The sequence below is a fragment of the Ruegeria sp. CDSA241 genome, from assembly GCF_059611265.1.
Genome location: NZ_JBXWPF010000009.1, coordinates 1 through 15,173, shown reverse-complemented (window position 1 = coordinate 15,173; position 15,173 = coordinate 1). Strand labels below are relative to the sequence as shown.

General features: G+C 56.7%; 15 protein-coding genes. 1 reads left to right on the top strand and 14 read right to left on the bottom strand.

What is annotated here, in order from left to right:
• Positions 1–47: 47 nt before the first annotated feature.
• From AC2FJV_RS09820 to AC2FJV_RS09765, 12 genes are all read right to left on the bottom strand, one after another.
• On the bottom strand, positions 48–1,010 hold the full coding sequence (locus AC2FJV_RS09820; RefSeq protein WP_281972845.1) for a cupin domain-containing protein: 963 nt from the start codon (positions 1,008–1,010) through the stop codon (positions 48–50).
• A gap of 151 nt (positions 1,011–1,161) precedes the next feature.
• Positions 1,162–2,136, bottom strand: a complete 975-nt coding sequence (locus AC2FJV_RS09815) for a nuclear transport factor 2 family protein (RefSeq protein ID WP_281972844.1) — start codon at positions 2,134–2,136, stop codon at positions 1,162–1,164.
• A complete protein-coding gene (locus AC2FJV_RS09810; RefSeq protein ID WP_142639914.1) occupies positions 2,133–3,152 on the bottom strand; it encodes a LacI family DNA-binding transcriptional regulator in 1,020 nt (339 codons plus the stop codon). The genes AC2FJV_RS09815 and AC2FJV_RS09810 overlap by 4 nt, the downstream gene beginning before the upstream one ends.
• Positions 3,152–3,919 carry an SDR family NAD(P)-dependent oxidoreductase gene (locus AC2FJV_RS09805; protein WP_496713559.1) on the bottom strand — a complete coding sequence of 256 codons (768 nt, stop codon included), beginning with the start codon at positions 3,917–3,919 and terminating at the stop codon, positions 3,152–3,154. Before AC2FJV_RS09805 ends, AC2FJV_RS09810 begins: the two co-directional genes overlap by 1 nt.
• 1 nt (position 3,920) lies before the next feature.
• Positions 3,921–4,985: an ester cyclase gene (locus AC2FJV_RS09800; protein WP_496713557.1), complete on the bottom strand. Its 1,065-nt coding sequence runs from the start codon at positions 4,983–4,985 to the stop codon at positions 3,921–3,923.
• Between the two features lie 79 nt (positions 4,986–5,064).
• Positions 5,065–6,405, bottom strand: a complete 1,341-nt coding sequence (gene hisD, locus AC2FJV_RS09795) for a histidinol dehydrogenase (RefSeq protein ID WP_496713555.1) — start codon at positions 6,403–6,405, stop codon at positions 5,065–5,067.
• An 11-nt stretch (positions 6,406–6,416) separates the two neighbouring features.
• A complete protein-coding gene (locus AC2FJV_RS09790; RefSeq protein ID WP_142639920.1) occupies positions 6,417–6,947 on the bottom strand; it encodes an ester cyclase in 531 nt (176 codons plus the stop codon).
• A 132-nt stretch (positions 6,948–7,079) separates the two neighbouring features.
• Entirely contained in the window at positions 7,080–8,069 is a 990-nt protein-coding gene (locus AC2FJV_RS09785; RefSeq protein ID WP_496676809.1) for a nuclear transport factor 2 family protein, read from the bottom strand.
• A 178-nt stretch (positions 8,070–8,247) separates the two neighbouring features.
• Positions 8,248–9,129 (bottom strand): carbohydrate ABC transporter permease, encoded by an 882-nt coding sequence (locus tag AC2FJV_RS09780; protein ID WP_496676806.1) that lies wholly within the window; start codon positions 9,127–9,129, stop codon positions 8,248–8,250.
• A gap of 1 nt (position 9,130) precedes the next feature.
• On the bottom strand, positions 9,131–10,159 hold the full coding sequence (locus AC2FJV_RS09775) for a carbohydrate ABC transporter permease (RefSeq protein ID WP_142639926.1): 1,029 nt from the start codon (positions 10,157–10,159) through the stop codon (positions 9,131–9,133).
• A 65-nt stretch (positions 10,160–10,224) separates the two neighbouring features.
• Complete coding sequence (locus tag AC2FJV_RS09770; RefSeq protein WP_496713553.1) at positions 10,225–11,451, bottom strand: ABC transporter substrate-binding protein; 1,227 nt, start codon at positions 11,449–11,451, stop codon at positions 10,225–10,227.
• A gap of 83 nt (positions 11,452–11,534) precedes the next feature.
• A complete protein-coding gene (locus AC2FJV_RS09765; RefSeq protein ID WP_142639930.1) occupies positions 11,535–12,584 on the bottom strand; it encodes an ABC transporter ATP-binding protein in 1,050 nt (349 codons plus the stop codon).
• Between the two features lie 158 nt (positions 12,585–12,742).
• Between AC2FJV_RS09765 and AC2FJV_RS09760 the strand changes: the two genes are divergently transcribed.
• Positions 12,743–13,744: an ester cyclase gene (locus AC2FJV_RS09760; protein ID WP_142639932.1), complete on the top strand. Its 1,002-nt coding sequence runs from the start codon at positions 12,743–12,745 to the stop codon at positions 13,742–13,744.
• Between the two features lie 201 nt (positions 13,745–13,945).
• Here AC2FJV_RS09760 and AC2FJV_RS09755 read toward each other — a convergent pair whose 3' ends face one another.
• Together AC2FJV_RS09755 and AC2FJV_RS09750 are read right to left on the bottom strand one after the other, a co-directional pair.
• Positions 13,946–14,680: a DUF3726 domain-containing protein gene (locus tag AC2FJV_RS09755; protein WP_496713551.1), complete on the bottom strand. Its 735-nt coding sequence runs from the start codon at positions 14,678–14,680 to the stop codon at positions 13,946–13,948.
• Positions 14,677–15,054: a hypothetical protein gene (locus AC2FJV_RS09750; RefSeq protein ID WP_282027217.1), complete on the bottom strand. Its 378-nt coding sequence runs from the start codon at positions 15,052–15,054 to the stop codon at positions 14,677–14,679. Before AC2FJV_RS09750 ends, AC2FJV_RS09755 begins: the two co-directional genes overlap by 4 nt.
• Positions 15,055–15,173 lie beyond the last annotated feature (119 nt).

The window sequence follows — 15,173 nt, the reverse complement described above, 5'->3', positions numbered from 1 at the left end:
CCTCTGCAAGTCTAATCTGCGCCGCCCGGAAGGCAGCGCAGTTTGTTTCATGCACCTGTCCAAGTTGTACCGGCCGGATCTTCGGTTGCGGTAACGCGATAGAGCCCCGCGTCACCGGTCATCGAAGGCGTGACGCCATAGCTTTCGCCGGGCAGAACCAGTGCGGTATCCCCATTTGTCAGGGTTGTTTCGACATCCTCAATCGTAATCCGCCAGTGGCCACTGGCCGGCATCAAGACCACAGGCTTTTCGGCTTTGACCGGATCAGACACGCACGAGCCGCGACCAAGGAAATCAACCTCGAAACCCGGCTTGTCTTTGATCAGGCCGTTTTCACCGATCACAACGGCAGGCTTGTTTGATGACAGCGCCATCAAATCCCAATAGCGGGCCACGTAATTGCCAATCACATTTTCGACGGGGACCTCGGGATAGGCTTTCAACTGCTCTTCAGTCAGCAAGGGCATGGGCTGTACGTTATGCGGCAGCGTTTCCCCTTTTTTGCTGTCGTAAAGAACCCCATTGTTTCCCAGCATCAAGCCATGGGCCTGCGCATCCTGAATAACCTGCGGCGCCCAGGTGACCCCGCCCCCGGCATCGTCACCACCAAGGACCGCCATGATCATCCCATAGTCCTGCCCCACATTTTCAAACCCGCGGAAGATACCGGTCGGGATGTTGAAGATGTCTCCTTCTTCGGCAATGAACTCACCAGCCGATCCGTATCTGCCCCAGAAGAACCGCCAACGGCCTTTGGCGACAAAGAACACTTCGGCCGTGGTGTGGCTATGCAGAGAGTTCCGGCATCTCGGCGGTTGGCCTGCGGCACCGATGTTGAAACCAATCTTGTCGGTGATGTGGACATGCTGGTCGGGGCTTTCAGATACGCCCCCGCCGATGATGGTGAAGTTTTCCTTTTGATCTGACCCCGGGGTATGGGCGTCGATGAACGCGGTTTTACAGGGTTTCAATTCGCCATAACGGACGATGCGGCTTTGGATGGTACTCATTTCAGTCTTCCTTTTGGTTGGAGTTCGCTGCGGTCAAACTCCGAAACCAGGCGGGCGGTTGTTCAGTCGCCGGGCACGCAGGCTGGCCCGGTGGGCGTGAAAACGCCGCAGGGCCTGCCCAGCCTCCAGATTTGAGAGACGATGCGACATTTTACAGATCACCGGTTTTCAACAGGATCTGTTTCCAGACCGACGTTTCATCAAACAGAGTGTATTCACGGCGCAGGCCCCAGGGGCCGAATTCGGCGTGGCTGATACCCAGCACAAAGACCTCGGCCCCCGTCGGTGTGCCGAACACACCCCATCCATCATGCTTGCCATGCAGCGACCAGCGGATCGCGGCGCGAGGCGGCATCATTGGGTCATCGCGACCGATCTGATGTTGAATTTTGAACTCGGCATTCGGGAAAGAGGCGCGAAGTCCCATCCAAAAGCGATCGACCGGAGCCCAGCTGTGACCAGTCGTGCCGCGCGGATATTCCGATTGCACGGCGCGGTCATACTCGGCACTGATCACGCTCAGGTCTGCAGACATGACCCGGTTCAGAATGTCGGCGTATTTCTGACCCCATTCATTGTCATTACCACGCCCTTTGTAAGGTCCAGGCTGATCATTCGCCGGCGTGTAAGGCTGGGCGCAAGCCTCTGGGCCGCCTTCGCGGGCGATCAGATCGCGGGCATATTCTTTTGGGTCCCAACCCATCTGTTGGACAATCGCACCCTGGTCGCGGATCAGCCATTCATCGTTGATCTGGTTGTTGATGGCGTGACAGTCAGCAAGGATACGGTAGACCAGCTTTTTCCCGGTAGCCTTCCCATAGACACCGTCGCCCAGATGGGTCGCAGTCGACAAAAGCCTGTGCGAGGACAGCATGCCATTTTCCGGTGTGCCTGACCAAATCACATCCTCACCCAGCAATGTGCGGTCGGGGAACTCGGCAAGCGTTGCCATGGTAGCGGCAATGACGCCCTGATTGCCAACGACAACTGACCCCGGGGATCGAACTACGATATCGGGCGCATAGTAATGGTGCAGCGTGGCAATGCCCCGATCTTCCCAGATTTCTTTTGTGATCCCAATAATATAGTCAGGAAAATCTTTGAATTTCGGGTCAAATCCCTTCATGTCTTCCATCCTTCAGGTATACGTGCAGAACCGCGAACAATCAGCGGTCCATCTATTTCCAATCGGTGCGGACCAACATCGGGCCCTTCGATTTTGCTCAGCAAAATGTCCACGGTTTCGGCAACCATACGGTTTGCAGGCTGTCGTACAGTGGTCAGGCTATAGGTTGGCCATGCCGCAACGGCCACATCGTCATATCCGACAACCGAAACATCTTCGGGAATCCTTAGGCCCAACTCGAATCTGAGGGTGTCCATCACTGCAATGGCCATGTGGTCATTGGCCACAAAAACGGCGTCGGGCGGGTCCGAGGCAAACATCTCCAGCGTTGCCGCCCGCGACTGTTCGCTGGTGAAGTTCCCAACACCGCGCGCATGCAGTTCCGCCCCCGCATCGTGCAAGGCGGCCCTGAAACCTGCTTCGCGGTCACGCTGGGTCGACGCGCCTTCCCAACCGGCGATGTACCCGATCTTTTTATGCCCCCCGGCCAAAAGGAATTCGGCAGCCTTGCGCCCACCCGCGATATTGTCCGAGGTGACCGCCGACATGGCCGGGTCGTCCTGAACCCGGTTAAACAGCACCATCGGCACACCGGCAGCCAGACAACGATCCGACAGATCCGACGACAAAGCCACCGAAGCCGCGATAATCCCATCAACCTGAAAATCCAGTATTTCTTCGATCACGTTGTCTATGTTGCCGGCCTGATGCGACGCCATGAAGACCAGCACGTGGTAGCCGCGCTCTTGCAACTTGTTTGTCAGCTTTTCCAACGCTTCAGGATAGAACTGATTGTTCAGATAGGCGACCACAAGTCCAATGATCCGGCTTTTGCCCGAGACCACCGCACGGGCCAGAAAATTTGGCCGATATCCCAGTTCATCCGCTGCCTTGCGCACTTTCGCGACCGTTTTTTGCGAGGCCGATGCACCAGGCGTAAAGACCCGGCTAACGGCGGATTGGCTGACCCCGGCCAGCCGGGCAACGTCCAACGATGTAACCTTCTGAGTAACCATCAGTCTGCCGTCCAGCCTCCGTCCACCAACATTGCTGTTCCTGTAACCAAAGCCGACGCCTCTGATGCCAGGTACACTACCGCGCCCATAATATCCTCAATCTCTCCCGGGCGGCCCAGCTTGATCTTGTCCAAAATCCAGGCCCGTTTGGTCGGGTCTTCGAATGTAGGCCGGGACAAATCCGTCAGGATGAAAGTCGGGCAAATCGTGTTGACACGGATCTTTGCGGGCCCGAATTCCAGCGCCATCGCCTTGGTAAAGCCCTCGACCGCAAACTTGGAGGCGCAATAGACCGCGCGTTCCTGCCCGCCGACATGGCCCATCTGGCTTGAGATATTTATCAGCGATCCGGGACGCCCGGCTTCAAGCAACCCTTTGGCAACGGCTTGGGTTAGGAAATAGGCCCCCCGGACATTGACGTTCATGACCAAGTCAAAATCTTCGGGCACCGTTTCGACCGCCTTGCTATGACGTGCAAACCCTGCCGAGTTCAAAAGGATGTCAAACGGCCCGTTTTCGGCGACAGCCGCGGCAGTTCCTGCGACATCGGTGACATCCATCTCAAGCACCTTGGCAGACCATCCCCTGGCAGTCATCTGATCGGCTATCTCTTGTAGCGCACTTGCGCGGCGCGCCGACAATGTGACCTCGGCCCCATGCTCTGCCAGCGCTACGGCGCAGGCCAGACCTATGCCCGACGATGCCCCGGCGACTAGCGCACGTTTGCCGCCTAGACTGAAACTAGGGGTACTGGGAAAATTGAGCATATCAGACCTCGCCGACTGGGTATGGAATTTCACCTGCGACACGCGCTTTGTTGAATTCGCGCAGGCGGGCAAAGACATCTACGCCCAGTTGCCGGTACACGTCCAGCAGGTCGACCAACACCCAGTTCTCCCGGATCAGGCCATCTTCCAATCGCCAGAAATCCAACGATCTCATAGTGATGCGCTGGCCAGAAGGGGCGATACCCATCCAGCCGTCATGAGTGATGGTCTGGATCATGTCCGGCCAGCCGGTAACAGCTGCATAATCACCGTCACCAAAGAAATGAAAGGTGATCTCGTCGGCGTATTTGCCTCGGTCCGGCATGCCACCCAGGAAAGGGATCTGGTGCCAGTTGCGAAACCCTGCAATGCCGCGCCCGGTGCCGATCCCAGCGGGGCCGTACCAGTTCATGCGCGGATGCCAGAACCTTTCCATCTCCATCACTTCGGGGCCACCCTGACTGGGATGCTTTTCCAGATGTTCAAGCATGGAAACGATATGGTCGCAGGAGGCCTTCGATTTTGCCTCATCCCAGGGGCCCCGCACGATACCGTCCAGCGTCGCCGGGCCGGGAATACAGAACTCCTGCCCCAAAGACGGGGCCATCGGCCAGGCCTTCGCCTGCATCATCACTTCGGGAATGTCCCAGAGTGCCTGGATTTCGACAACTTTGCGATTTTCAAAGCGGTAGAATTCGTGGAACCGCATATGGGTCAGATGCCCGGTCGGCGGGATGTCCAACCAAGGGGCGACGAAGGTGCCTACGTAGTGGCCGCCACAGCAGACCCAATCATCACCATGTTGCGTCGGCCCGCCCATCACAATCCAATCCCGGCGTTCCAGATCGGGCATGGATTTCAAAAGCGGTGTGTAGCAGGCATCATAGAGTTCCTGCGGCCCGGTCAGGTCGCCGAATGGATGGGGCATGTGGATGACGGCATCGGGCGCAATCACCGCCTGCAGTGCAGCTCGGACGCCGGTTTCGTCAAAGTTATACATGGCTTCGCGCAATGGCGCGATCAGGGCCTTATGGGTAGAATGTGTGTCCATTGCGAAATCTCGCATTGTGTTATCTGCTTTTCTTTCAAAACCCGTGGTGCCCGGGCAAACCCCAAGCGCAAGTTCTGCAGCAATGACCTCACTCTTATGAGGACGCGTCTGCAGCCTCGCGATAAGCCGCACCTTCGCCGTAAGGTACGTTGATGCCCCCATAACGCCGGACGCGAATATTGCATTGCTCGGCATGGCCGACAAAGCCTTCCAGCATACACAGGCGTGAGCCGTATTCGCCGATCATTGCCGCAGCCTCGTCAGTAACAACCTTCTGGTAGCTGTGAGTTTTCATGAACTTGCCGACCCACAAGCCGCCGGTATAACGTCCGGCCTTTTTGGTCGGCAGCGTGTGGTTCGTGCCGATCACCTTATCACCGTTTGCAACATTGGTCCGCGCCCCAAGAAACAGCGCGCCATAGCTGGTCATGTTTTCCAGGAACCAGTCGTCACGGTCGGTCATCACCTGCACATGCTCAGAGGCGATATCATCGGCAACTTGCAGCATTTCGCCATAAGTGTCGCAGACAATGACTTCCCCATACTCCTCCCAGCTGACTTTTGCGGTTCCGGCGGTAGGCAGGATACCGAGGATACGGTCGATCTCGCTCAGCGTTTCTTCGGCCAACTTGCGCGAGTTGGTGACCAGAACACAGGGGCTGTTGTAGCCATGCTCGGCCTGCCCCAACAAGTCGGTCGCACAAAGTTCGGCATCGGCAGCGGTTTCGTCGGCAATGACCATCGTCTCGGTCGGGCCCGCAAAAAGGTCGATGCCAACGCGACCAAAGAGCTGCCGTTTGGCTTCTGCCACAAAGGCATTCCCGGGGCCGACCAGCATGTGGACCGGATCAATGGTTTCCGTACCGATCGCCATGGCACCAATCGCTTGGATACCACCCATGACATAGATCTCATGCGCCCCACCCAGATACATGGCAGCGATCACGGCCGCATTGGGCTTGCCCTGAAACGGTGGCGTACAGGCGATGATGCGAGGCACACCGGCCACTTTAGCGGTCGCAACCGACATATGCGCCGACGCAACCATCGGGAATTTACCGCCAGGAACATAACAGCCAACAGACTGCACCGGGATGTTCTTGTGGCCGAGGATGACCCCCGGCAAGGTTTCAACCTCGATATCCAGCATTGAGTCGCGCTGCGCCTGGGCGAAGTTTATCACCTGTTTCTGAGCGAACTTGATGTCGGCGAGCTCGCGTTCGGTCAATGAGGCAATCAGCTCGTCGATCTGTTCCTGGCTCAGGCGGAAACTTTCCGGCGAGTAATTGTCAAACTTTTCCGACAGATCGCGCACCGCCGCATCACCGCGAGTTTCGATGTCTTTCAGCGTCGCTTCAACGACAGTGCGGGTTTTGGCGTCATCTTCGGCCCGGTCGGCCTCGGGTTTGCCGCTTTTCAGATATTCGATAGCCATTGTCCTAATCCTCAATTTTCGGGCCGGGGCGGAATTTCTTCTCCCCGGTCAAATGTTTCCCACCCTTTGCCCTGGAACAGATCGACTCCAAGCTGCGAGGCGACATGGGCAAAATCGACATTCACCCAGTTGTCGACGATCTTGCCGTCGACAACTTTCCAGAAATCCATGTAACGGATCTCGACGCGCTTGCCGGTGGGCGCAATCCCCAGAAATTCGCCAGAATGGGTTGCTTCCTGGCGGCCAAAAGCTGCCGCCCACTCGCCCATATAAAGCCGGGCCTCGTCGATGCAGGTCTTGTCGGAAAACGCAGCCTGGAACGGGCGTTGCCAGTTTTCCTGGAATTCCTTCAGGCCCGTCTTGGTGCCGCAACCCTGGTTGCCAAGCCAGCGGAACCCTTCGGCGAAGAATTCGCCGATGTCTTCGATACGGTGGTCGTTCAAACCATCGACCATCCCCTCGATCACGGCGCGGGTCTCGTCGGTTTTGCTCATGTCCGTGTCACGTGTCAGCACGGCCTGTTCGGGGCGGGAGCCCTTCATGTTTCTCTTCCTTTTATGGTTACCAAGGGGTCTTCTGTGTGGAGGGCGAGGATTAATCCGCCGTCAGAAAATCCCTTGGCATCCGGTTGAGCGCCGGATGGCGCGCAACGGCGTTATGTCTGGCAGAGCAGCTCATGCAGCCTGCTCGGCGATTTCAGCAAAGAGGTCATAGCCCAGTTGCAACAGCACATGCGGGACATCGACAAAAACCCAGTTTTCGACCAGCAGATCGTCCTCGCGGCGCCACCAGTCGCAGACCCGCATGAAGACGCGTTTGCCACTTGCGGACTGGCCGAGGAAAGGTTTCACCTGGACGCCAGTTAACGAGGGCCAACCGCCCGAGCATACGTAGTTACCTTCGCCATAGCGGGTGAAATGCGCCGTCATACCGTTGCCCGCAGTGCCGCCGGACCAGCCTTCAAAGGTGGCTTCGAAAGGCACCTGGAAGCTGGCAAAACTCTCGATCCCGACGAAAGAACCGAAGGCGCCGGGGCCGTACCAGACCATGTTGTCATGCCAGTAGGGGCGCCAAGCCTCGTTCTCGGTAGCAAGCCCGGCCAGCATTTCTGTGACCATATGATAGCTCTTGGCACCCTCGGCAGGATCCTGCGGAGTGGTCAAGATGCCATCATGGCTGGCAGGGCCCTGAATCATGCCGGTGAAGCCGCGGGTCTTGCCCGGGCTGTCGGGGATCGGCCATTGTCCAGCGGCCAGCATCAGCTCTGGAATATCGAGGAAGATATAGCTTTCCACCGCCTTGCCGTCCTGCATCCGGTGGAACTCGCCAAAGCGCAGATAGGCAAGCTCGCCTGTGGCCCGGATGCCAAGCCAGTCGCGCGAGAACCGACCAACGAAATAGCCGGTGGCGCTGATCCAGTCCTGCCCGTCAAATTCGCCGGCCATGACGATGTCATCGCGCCGAAAAAGCCCGTCGAAGGCAGCGGCGAGCGGGGCGATGACGTGATCGTGCAGCCCGAGGCCGCCCGCGACCTCATTGAAGGGATGCACCACGTTGACATGTGCACCGGGGGCGAAGAAAGCGTCAAATGCCGGCCGGAAGTTGCCAGGATGGCGTTGTGCTTCGGTGAATCTCAGAAAGGGTTTACGGTCGAGGTTTTTCATCTTCTCTGTCTCAATGGGGTCTGTTCGGGGCGTGTTCGGAGAAGCGCCCCGCAAGGTCCCGCGCGCATCAAAGCAAATGGAATTCGTCCCGGCCGCCGGGTCCTGCGCGCAGCCACATTCAGTCTGGCAGTATGCGCATGGGCAGATACGGACTGAGGATGAGTGCGTCCCATCAGAGTTAGCCTTTCACAGCCCCGGCCGTCAGACCGCCCACAATCTGTCGCTGGAAGAACATGACCAGAATGAACAGTGGAACTGTGGCTGAAACCACAGCCGCAACCGCGAACATCACGTTACCTTCGGTCTGCGTTGTACCAAGAAACGCGGCAATGGCAGGCACCATCGTGCGGTTACTTTCGGACAGAAGCATCGCCCCGACGGCAAAATCGTTATAGGCCAGCAGGAACGAGAACAGCCCGGTGGTGATCACCCCTGGCCACATCACCGGAATGATCACCCGACGAAATGCCTGGAACTGGTTGCATCCGTCGACCTTGGCACTTTCATCCAGCTCGCTTGGGATGTTCTTAAAGAAAGAATGCAGCATCCACAGAGTGAACGGCTGGTTTATCGCCACAAGCACGATGATCGTGGTTGGAAGGATCCCCCAGATGTTCCATTCGAAGAAAGGCAGCAAATATCCCGAGACCAGCGTAATCGGGGGCATAGCCCGGAAGATAAGTGCCGTGATCAATAGCCAGAACGTATAGTTGTAGGTCGACCGAGACAGGGCATAGCCCCCCAGCGTTCCGATTGTGAGCGAGATGGTGACAACAAAGAAACAGATGATCCCCGTGTTGAGAACATTCCGCCAAAATTCTTCCTGTATCCAGGCGCCCTCGTACCCTGTGGTTGTGAAGGGCGAGCCATAGACGGCTTCGGTCCGTGCTCCGGTGATGGCATTGGTCCAGTCGGCGATCGAAAAGAAATCCAACTCTACCTTGAACGAACCCCAGACCGTCCAGAGGAACGGGAAAGCGGCCAGAACGAACCATAGGATCACAAATAAGGACGTGGCGATCCGGAGACTTCTAGGCATTCTTTGTGCGCGGCTGGCCATATTATCTTGCTCCTTTGAAGTCGCGCCAGGTGCGGACAAGCACCGGTGACAGCAGAATGGCGACTCCGATTATCGTGATCACAGAGGTCGCGGCCGCGGAAGAAAGCTGCCGGGTTTCACCGCCTAAGTCGTTGAAGATGAATGTACTAAGGGATTGTGCGTGCGCACCTGCGCTGAACCCGATTATCGGTTCAAACACCTTGAAGTTGTCCATCAACTGAATCAACGCAACAAATGTGACCAGTGGCATGAGATGAGGAACGACCACGAACTTAACCTGTTGCCAGCGGGTTGCCCCGTCTATCTGGGCGGCCTCGATTTGATCCTGGGGCAATGTTTGCAACCCCGCATAGAACACGACAAATGCAAATGGAGCGGCGTGCCAAACTCCATAAACCATCAGCGCCACCCACATCAGCCCGGTTGAGGCCTTCAGGCTAAAATCCGGATCCCCGGCCAGATATACTAGGGCGTTGCCGATGACCCCGCGGCTGTCAATCATCCAGAACAGGATAAGCGAGCCAATCAACGGAGTGACGATCATCGGCAGAAGCGAAAAGAAGATCAGCAGCCCTTTGAGATTTCGGTGCAGGGAGTTGATTGCCAGCGCAATCACCAGCCCCAAAATGATTGTGAGCGGCGTCACAACAAACGTGAAGGTCAGCGTAAAAGCCATTGCCCTGTAAAAGGGCAAATTACCGATCTTTGAGAAGAAACCGCCCCAGGTTTCATTCGCAGCCCAGATCTGTCCAATTTCCTGGATCGCCAGGTGGCCACGGTCCAGGTAAATGTCCAATCCGACAAATCGGCCCAGTGGTTTCTCGGCGCGAAGGGCGGCTGTTGCCTCTTGATCAATCGTGGTCTCTGTCGTGCAGCCGATCAGGGGGGTGCAGCTTTCGACCTCTAACAAAACGGCCGGATGAGGCGCGAAAATGGATTGGGTCACCACCGAGACTATCGGCATCGCGATGAACAGCAGCATCGCAAGCCCGGTGGGCAGGAAGAACCACAGGAAGGTCTTATGGCGCATGTCGCAATCCCCACGTGAATTGGTTTGTGCGGGCGGCCCTTACAGACGCCCGCACGAGTCAGGCCCTACTGGAGGAAACCTTGTTCGATGGCAGCGGCGCGATATGCGGCTTCGACATCGGCCAGCGCCTGCTCAGCGCTTTCCTTGCCTTGCATGAAGTCTGAAAGTTCATTGCCTAGCGCGCTGTGCATCAGGCCCATGTAAGGCAACATCGGATAAGGCGGTGTGCCCATTTTTGCCGCCTCAAACACGCCTTCGGCGTCCGCACCAGGCTCGTAGCCTTCGATCAACCATACCGCCAGCGGCGTGGTTTCATCGTTCAGCATGTCAGGACGGATACCGTGTTTCATCGCGATGAACGTAGCCTCGGCTTCTTCATCCGAGATGTTCTTGCCGACGGTCCAGCCGTCCCACCACAGGGTCGATGCAGGCGTCGACCCGCCGCCGACTGTCAGTGGTGCGCCGATCGCATGACCGTCGATCACTTCCTGAAGCACGCCTTCGGTCGTGGTTTGCTGCGATGCGCGTGAACCCCACATATTCATGATTGCAACGTTACCAGCACGGTATTCGGCATTAGTGGCATTGGAATCGTGGGTCAGGAAGTCGGGGTTCATGTATTCCGACAAAGCCTTCATCATGTTCAGCGCATTGACACCAGCCTCAGAATTCACGTTGGGCTCGGCTGTTCCGGCTTTGAAGTGGCTGCCGCCATAGCCAAGAAAAATGTTGTTGAATTCCTGTGCCAGATTCCAACCCGACGCATAGGCGCCGCCAACCGGGTTTTGCATGATGCCCTGCTCGCGAATGGCTTTGGCCGCTTCGAGCAATTCTTCATAGGTTGTCGGCACTTCGACACCGGCCTGTTCCAACACGTCCTTGCGATACATCAGGTGCTGAGCATTCGCCATGAACGCCACGGCCATAATGTCATCACCAATCTTGATCAACTGACCTGGCTGCAGGTCCTGACCATGCTGTTCCACCAGATCGTTGAGCGGCCGAATAACATCTTCGTTCATCAACGCCACGATCGAGCTGTTGGCGATGATGGCACTGGTGTATTCAGACGGGTTTCCGGACAGACCAGCCACGTTGATGGTCTGGTGCTCGGAGGTCAGGTTTGAATTGACCGATGCGCCTGTGCATTCTTTCGCGCCGGTTGCGACGGCCTGAATGGCCGCAAATTCGTTACCAACGATATTCACGCGCCCGCTAATTTCACAGGCATAACCTGCGCTGGCGGCAAAGGCGGCCAAGGACCCAGCCAATGCAATTTTCTTCAGAAACATTTGTATTCCTCCCTAGGTAGATGGGTGCATCTTCGAAGTCTGCACCTGCGTTAAACCCGGCAATGCGGGTTTGGATTTTCTGTTCAGCGCTCCAAACGCGTTCCGGTTTGCGCATCAAACAAGTGGCAGTGATCGGTGTGGATATGGATTGAAACCTGATCATCGATTTCAGCGCGATAGGTTTTGTCGGCTTTGACCGAAACCAGCGCGCCACCGATCCGAACCGAGACCATCGTGCTGTCGCCCAAAAGCTCCTGCGTGTAGATGGGCCCGTTAATCTCGCCGCCGCTTTCCACGACATTGGCGTCCTCGGCGCGAAAGCCCAGCGTAATCGGGCCGTCCGACGCATTCAGCCCATGCACCTCAGTGTTCTGAGCCCGAAACACCCCATCCTGAACCTGACCATCGATAAGGTTCATTGCCGGATTGCCAATAAAGCTGGCCACAAAAGTGTTTGCGGGTGCATCGTAAATATCGGTCGGAGAGCCAACCTGCTGCACGATACCCTGCTTCATGATCACCACACGATCTGCAAGAGTCATCGCTTCGATCTGGTCATGAGTCACGTAGATCGTGGTCACGGCAAGCTCGTGGCTGAGGTTCTTGATCTGCGCGCGCGTCGAAACACGCAGCTTGGCGTCAAGGTTTGACAGCGGTTCGTCCATCAGAAAGACATTTGGCTCGCGAACAATGGCGCGGGCCAAAGCGACGCGCTGACGCTGGCCGCCCGACAGCTCTGCCGGTTTGCGATGCAGAAAGTCATCCAGTTCGACCATGGCCGAAGCGCGGCGCACTTTTTCGTCATGTGTGGAAGGGTCGATGCCGCGCACCTTCAGCGGGAACCGGATATTCTCATAAACATTCATGTTCGGATAGAGCGCGTAGGACTGAAACACCATGGCAACATCGCGGTCCTTGGGCTCCATGTCATTGACACGCTCGCCATCTATCAGAATGTCGCCCTCGCTGGCGTCTTCCAAACCCGCAATCATGCGCATGGTCGTCGTCTTGCCACAGCCTGATGGGCCAAGAAGAACCAGAAACTCTTTATCGGCAATAGTCAGGTCGAAATTATCCACCCCCACAAACGATCCCCAACGTTTCCCAACACTGCGAAGTTGAATTTCGGCCATTCTGTCCTCCCATGTGCACTTGTCGTGCATACGTTTGCAAGAGCATAGACATCTGATGGAACATCAGGCAAGCTTTTTTTGCATGCGTTTGCAAATCTACGTTTCACTATACAGAAAACCTGTGCTCAATTCCTGGTAAAGCACTGAAAGAAAAGAATATGCCTTACGAAGCCGAGAAAAATATTGTTCTGGATCTTTATGAAGCTCTGAGCCGAGCTGAAGAATCAGCGGTCCCTGACGTGATCTCGAAATATTGCGCCGATGACTATCTGTGGCGCGGATTCCATCCCTTTGACGAACTGCATGGCCCCAGTGACGTAGGTGCCCAGTTCTGGCTTCCGCTGAAACAAAGCCTGACCCGAATGCAGCGCCGTATGGACGTATTCATGGCCGGAGAAAACGAGATGGACGGTTTCACCTCGGTCTGGGTTGTATCAATGGGCCATCTCATGGGGCTGTTCGACAAAGATTGGCTAGGTATCTCGCCAAACGGCAAAATGACATTTCTGCGCTATTGCGAATTCAACAAGGTCGAAAACGGAAAAATCACTGAAACGGCGATGTATTTCGACATACCTCATTTCATGATGCAGGCCGGATTGCAGCCGTTCCCGCCTCAGACAGCCGCGCAGCTCGTGCAGCCGGGGCCCATGACCCATGACGGCCTGATGGTCGGTCCGCAACCTGCGGCGGAAGGAGAGCGGACTCTGGCGGCCATCAACTCTATGATCTCCGATCTGGGCCAATGGAACAGCGGCCTCAGCCTTGAGGACGAACTACGGCGCACATGGTCCGAAGACATGATCTGGTGGGGGCCATCCGGGATCGGGGCGACCTACACGATCGAACGCTACGCCCAACAGCATGCAGGCCCTTTCCGTGCTGGTTTCACTGACCGGTCGAAAACCAAACACATATGCCGCCTGGCAGAGGGTCACTATGGCGGTTTTTTTGGCTGGCCGAACTTCACAGCCCGTCCAACTGGCGGGTTCATGGGAATGCCTGCAACTGACAAAGCCGGTGAATTTCGGGTGATAGATATCTATCGGCGAGACGGGGATAAGTTGGCCGAGAACTGGATATTCATCGACCTTTTGCATTTCTGGAAACAGCAGGGTGTGGACATCCTTGCCAGAATGTCCGAGCTACCGCGAACATAACCGGCAGGATTGACGCACATCAGACCTTGGCTCTGTGCACTACCCCTGGCTCATGGCGCGCAGGGTCAAAAGGTTCTTTGGCGACCCAGCGCCGATTCACCGGGAATACATGCTGAACGAGTTCCGGTCCGACGCCGCCCCAATCGGGGCGGCATTTTTTTTGTTTGCAAACGGAGCAAGCGCTGGCTCATATCCCAAGCCTCACATGGGCCCGGCGCCTGAGCGGGATTGCGTATCTGAGCGAACGAGAATGGGCCAAGCGGCGGCGTTCAGGGCGTCCCATTGGCCGGGGTCAACCTCAATCCCCTGTTCCAAAGCTTGGTTATAGTTGGCTGCTAGCTGCGCCGCCGAAATTTCAAACCGCTGAAGTTCGGGTTGCTCCACCTGACGTGTCACCGCGTCCGCCAGCAATGCAGGCTGATTTGTGCAGATGATAGTGACGGTCGAGATTTCTTTTCTGTCATCTGCATTATCCAATCGCCAGTAATGCGGGAAAGTCGCGCCGCTTTCAAAGCTCGCTCCGTGTGATCCAACCTGATCTTTCCGATAGGCTGAGATATACACGCCCAACTGCGCGACCATCGACAGGCTTCGCAGGATTAGACCAGGATAGCGGCAGTTGGCCAGTTCGATGATCGCAAAGCCCGACTTGTTGGCCTTGGAGTGCATCAGATAGGCCGCCAATGAGCCGTGCTCGCAGACATCCGCGCCACCTGCATCAAGAACGGCGATGTCGCCATTTTCGAACACCAACCGCGGAGTCGCTCCACCCTTGGGGGCCCGTGGTGGCAGGCTGATACGGTCGAACCCGCTCAGACCCGCCATTTGCAACCAAGTGACCAATTGGCCAGCGTCCTCATAGTCACCGATCTCGTGCCCGGCTCCTTCGTAGGCGCGGGACAGCGCGGTGATCATTTCGTTACGGGATACTTTCATGCCTGTGCCTCCTCAATCTGCGGTTTCAGTGGCAGGAACCAGCTTTCATAGGTCTGGCCGATGTCATCAATCAGCGGTGCCCCCTGATACATTGTGTTACGTAGCCATAGCTTCGAACGAGGGTCGAACTTGCTGACGCCAAAGAAGGCAAGCTTGCAGCGCAACAGGTCCATGGGGCGCACGTTCCGGTCCGCAAGGTTGGCTCGGATTTCGGCGTATTTGTGCCTGCTCATGGTTTGGATGCGGCGCACGATGCTTTTCAGAGCTGGGCGGCGCAACAGGAAATGAATGACGTCACTGCCTGGATGCTCTTCAAGGTCTTCCAACAACACGTCATAGCAGGCGCGAACACGGCACCCGATGGGCAGCGGCATTTGTTTCTCAATCCCCGGATCAGCACCGGCAAAACCCAGTGCTGAGCCTCCCCAACTGAACTGGTCCCCCGTTATGTATAGGAAACGGAGGACCTAGAATGGCAAACAAGAGACCGAAG

Excerpts from the sequence above, each read along its gene's own strand:
- AC2FJV_RS09810 (WP_142639914.1), bottom strand. The coding sequence starts at position 3,152 with ATGGTTACTCAGAAGGTTACATCGTTGGACGTTGCCCGGCTGGCCGGG.
- AC2FJV_RS09815 (WP_281972844.1), bottom strand. The coding sequence starts at position 2,136 with ATGAAGGGATTTGACCCGAAATTCAAAGATTTTCCTGACTATATTATT.
- AC2FJV_RS09780 (WP_496676806.1), bottom strand. The coding sequence starts at position 9,129 with ATGGCCAGCCGCGCACAAAGAATGCCTAGAAGTCTCCGGATCGCCACG.
- AC2FJV_RS09785 (WP_496676809.1), bottom strand. The coding sequence starts at position 8,069 with ATGAAAAACCTCGACCGTAAACCCTTTCTGAGATTCACCGAAGCACAA.
- AC2FJV_RS09805 (WP_496713559.1), bottom strand. The coding sequence starts at position 3,919 with ATGCTCAATTTTCCCAGTACCCCTAGTTTCAGTCTAGGCGGCAAACGT.
- AC2FJV_RS09760 (WP_142639932.1), top strand. The coding sequence starts at position 12,743 with ATGCCTTACGAAGCCGAGAAAAATATTGTTCTGGATCTTTATGAAGCT.
- AC2FJV_RS09820 (WP_281972845.1), bottom strand. The coding sequence starts at position 1,010 with ATGAGTACCATCCAAAGCCGCATCGTCCGTTATGGCGAATTGAAACCC.
- AC2FJV_RS09755 (WP_496713551.1), bottom strand. The coding sequence starts at position 14,680 with ATGAAAGTATCCCGTAACGAAATGATCACCGCGCTGTCCCGCGCCTAC.
- AC2FJV_RS09800 (WP_496713557.1), bottom strand. The coding sequence starts at position 4,985 with ATGCGAGATTTCGCAATGGACACACATTCTACCCATAAGGCCCTGATC.
- AC2FJV_RS09765 (WP_142639930.1), bottom strand. The coding sequence starts at position 12,584 with ATGGCCGAAATTCAACTTCGCAGTGTTGGGAAACGTTGGGGATCGTTT.
- AC2FJV_RS09750 (WP_282027217.1), bottom strand. The coding sequence starts at position 15,054 with ATGCCGCTGCCCATCGGGTGCCGTGTTCGCGCCTGCTATGACGTGTTG.
- AC2FJV_RS09770 (WP_496713553.1), bottom strand. The coding sequence starts at position 11,451 with ATGTTTCTGAAGAAAATTGCATTGGCTGGGTCCTTGGCCGCCTTTGCC.
- hisD (WP_496713555.1), bottom strand. The coding sequence starts at position 6,405 with ATGGCTATCGAATATCTGAAAAGCGGCAAACCCGAGGCCGACCGGGCC.
- AC2FJV_RS09790 (WP_142639920.1), bottom strand. The coding sequence starts at position 6,947 with ATGAAGGGCTCCCGCCCCGAACAGGCCGTGCTGACACGTGACACGGAC.
- AC2FJV_RS09775 (WP_142639926.1), bottom strand. The coding sequence starts at position 10,159 with ATGCGCCATAAGACCTTCCTGTGGTTCTTCCTGCCCACCGGGCTTGCG.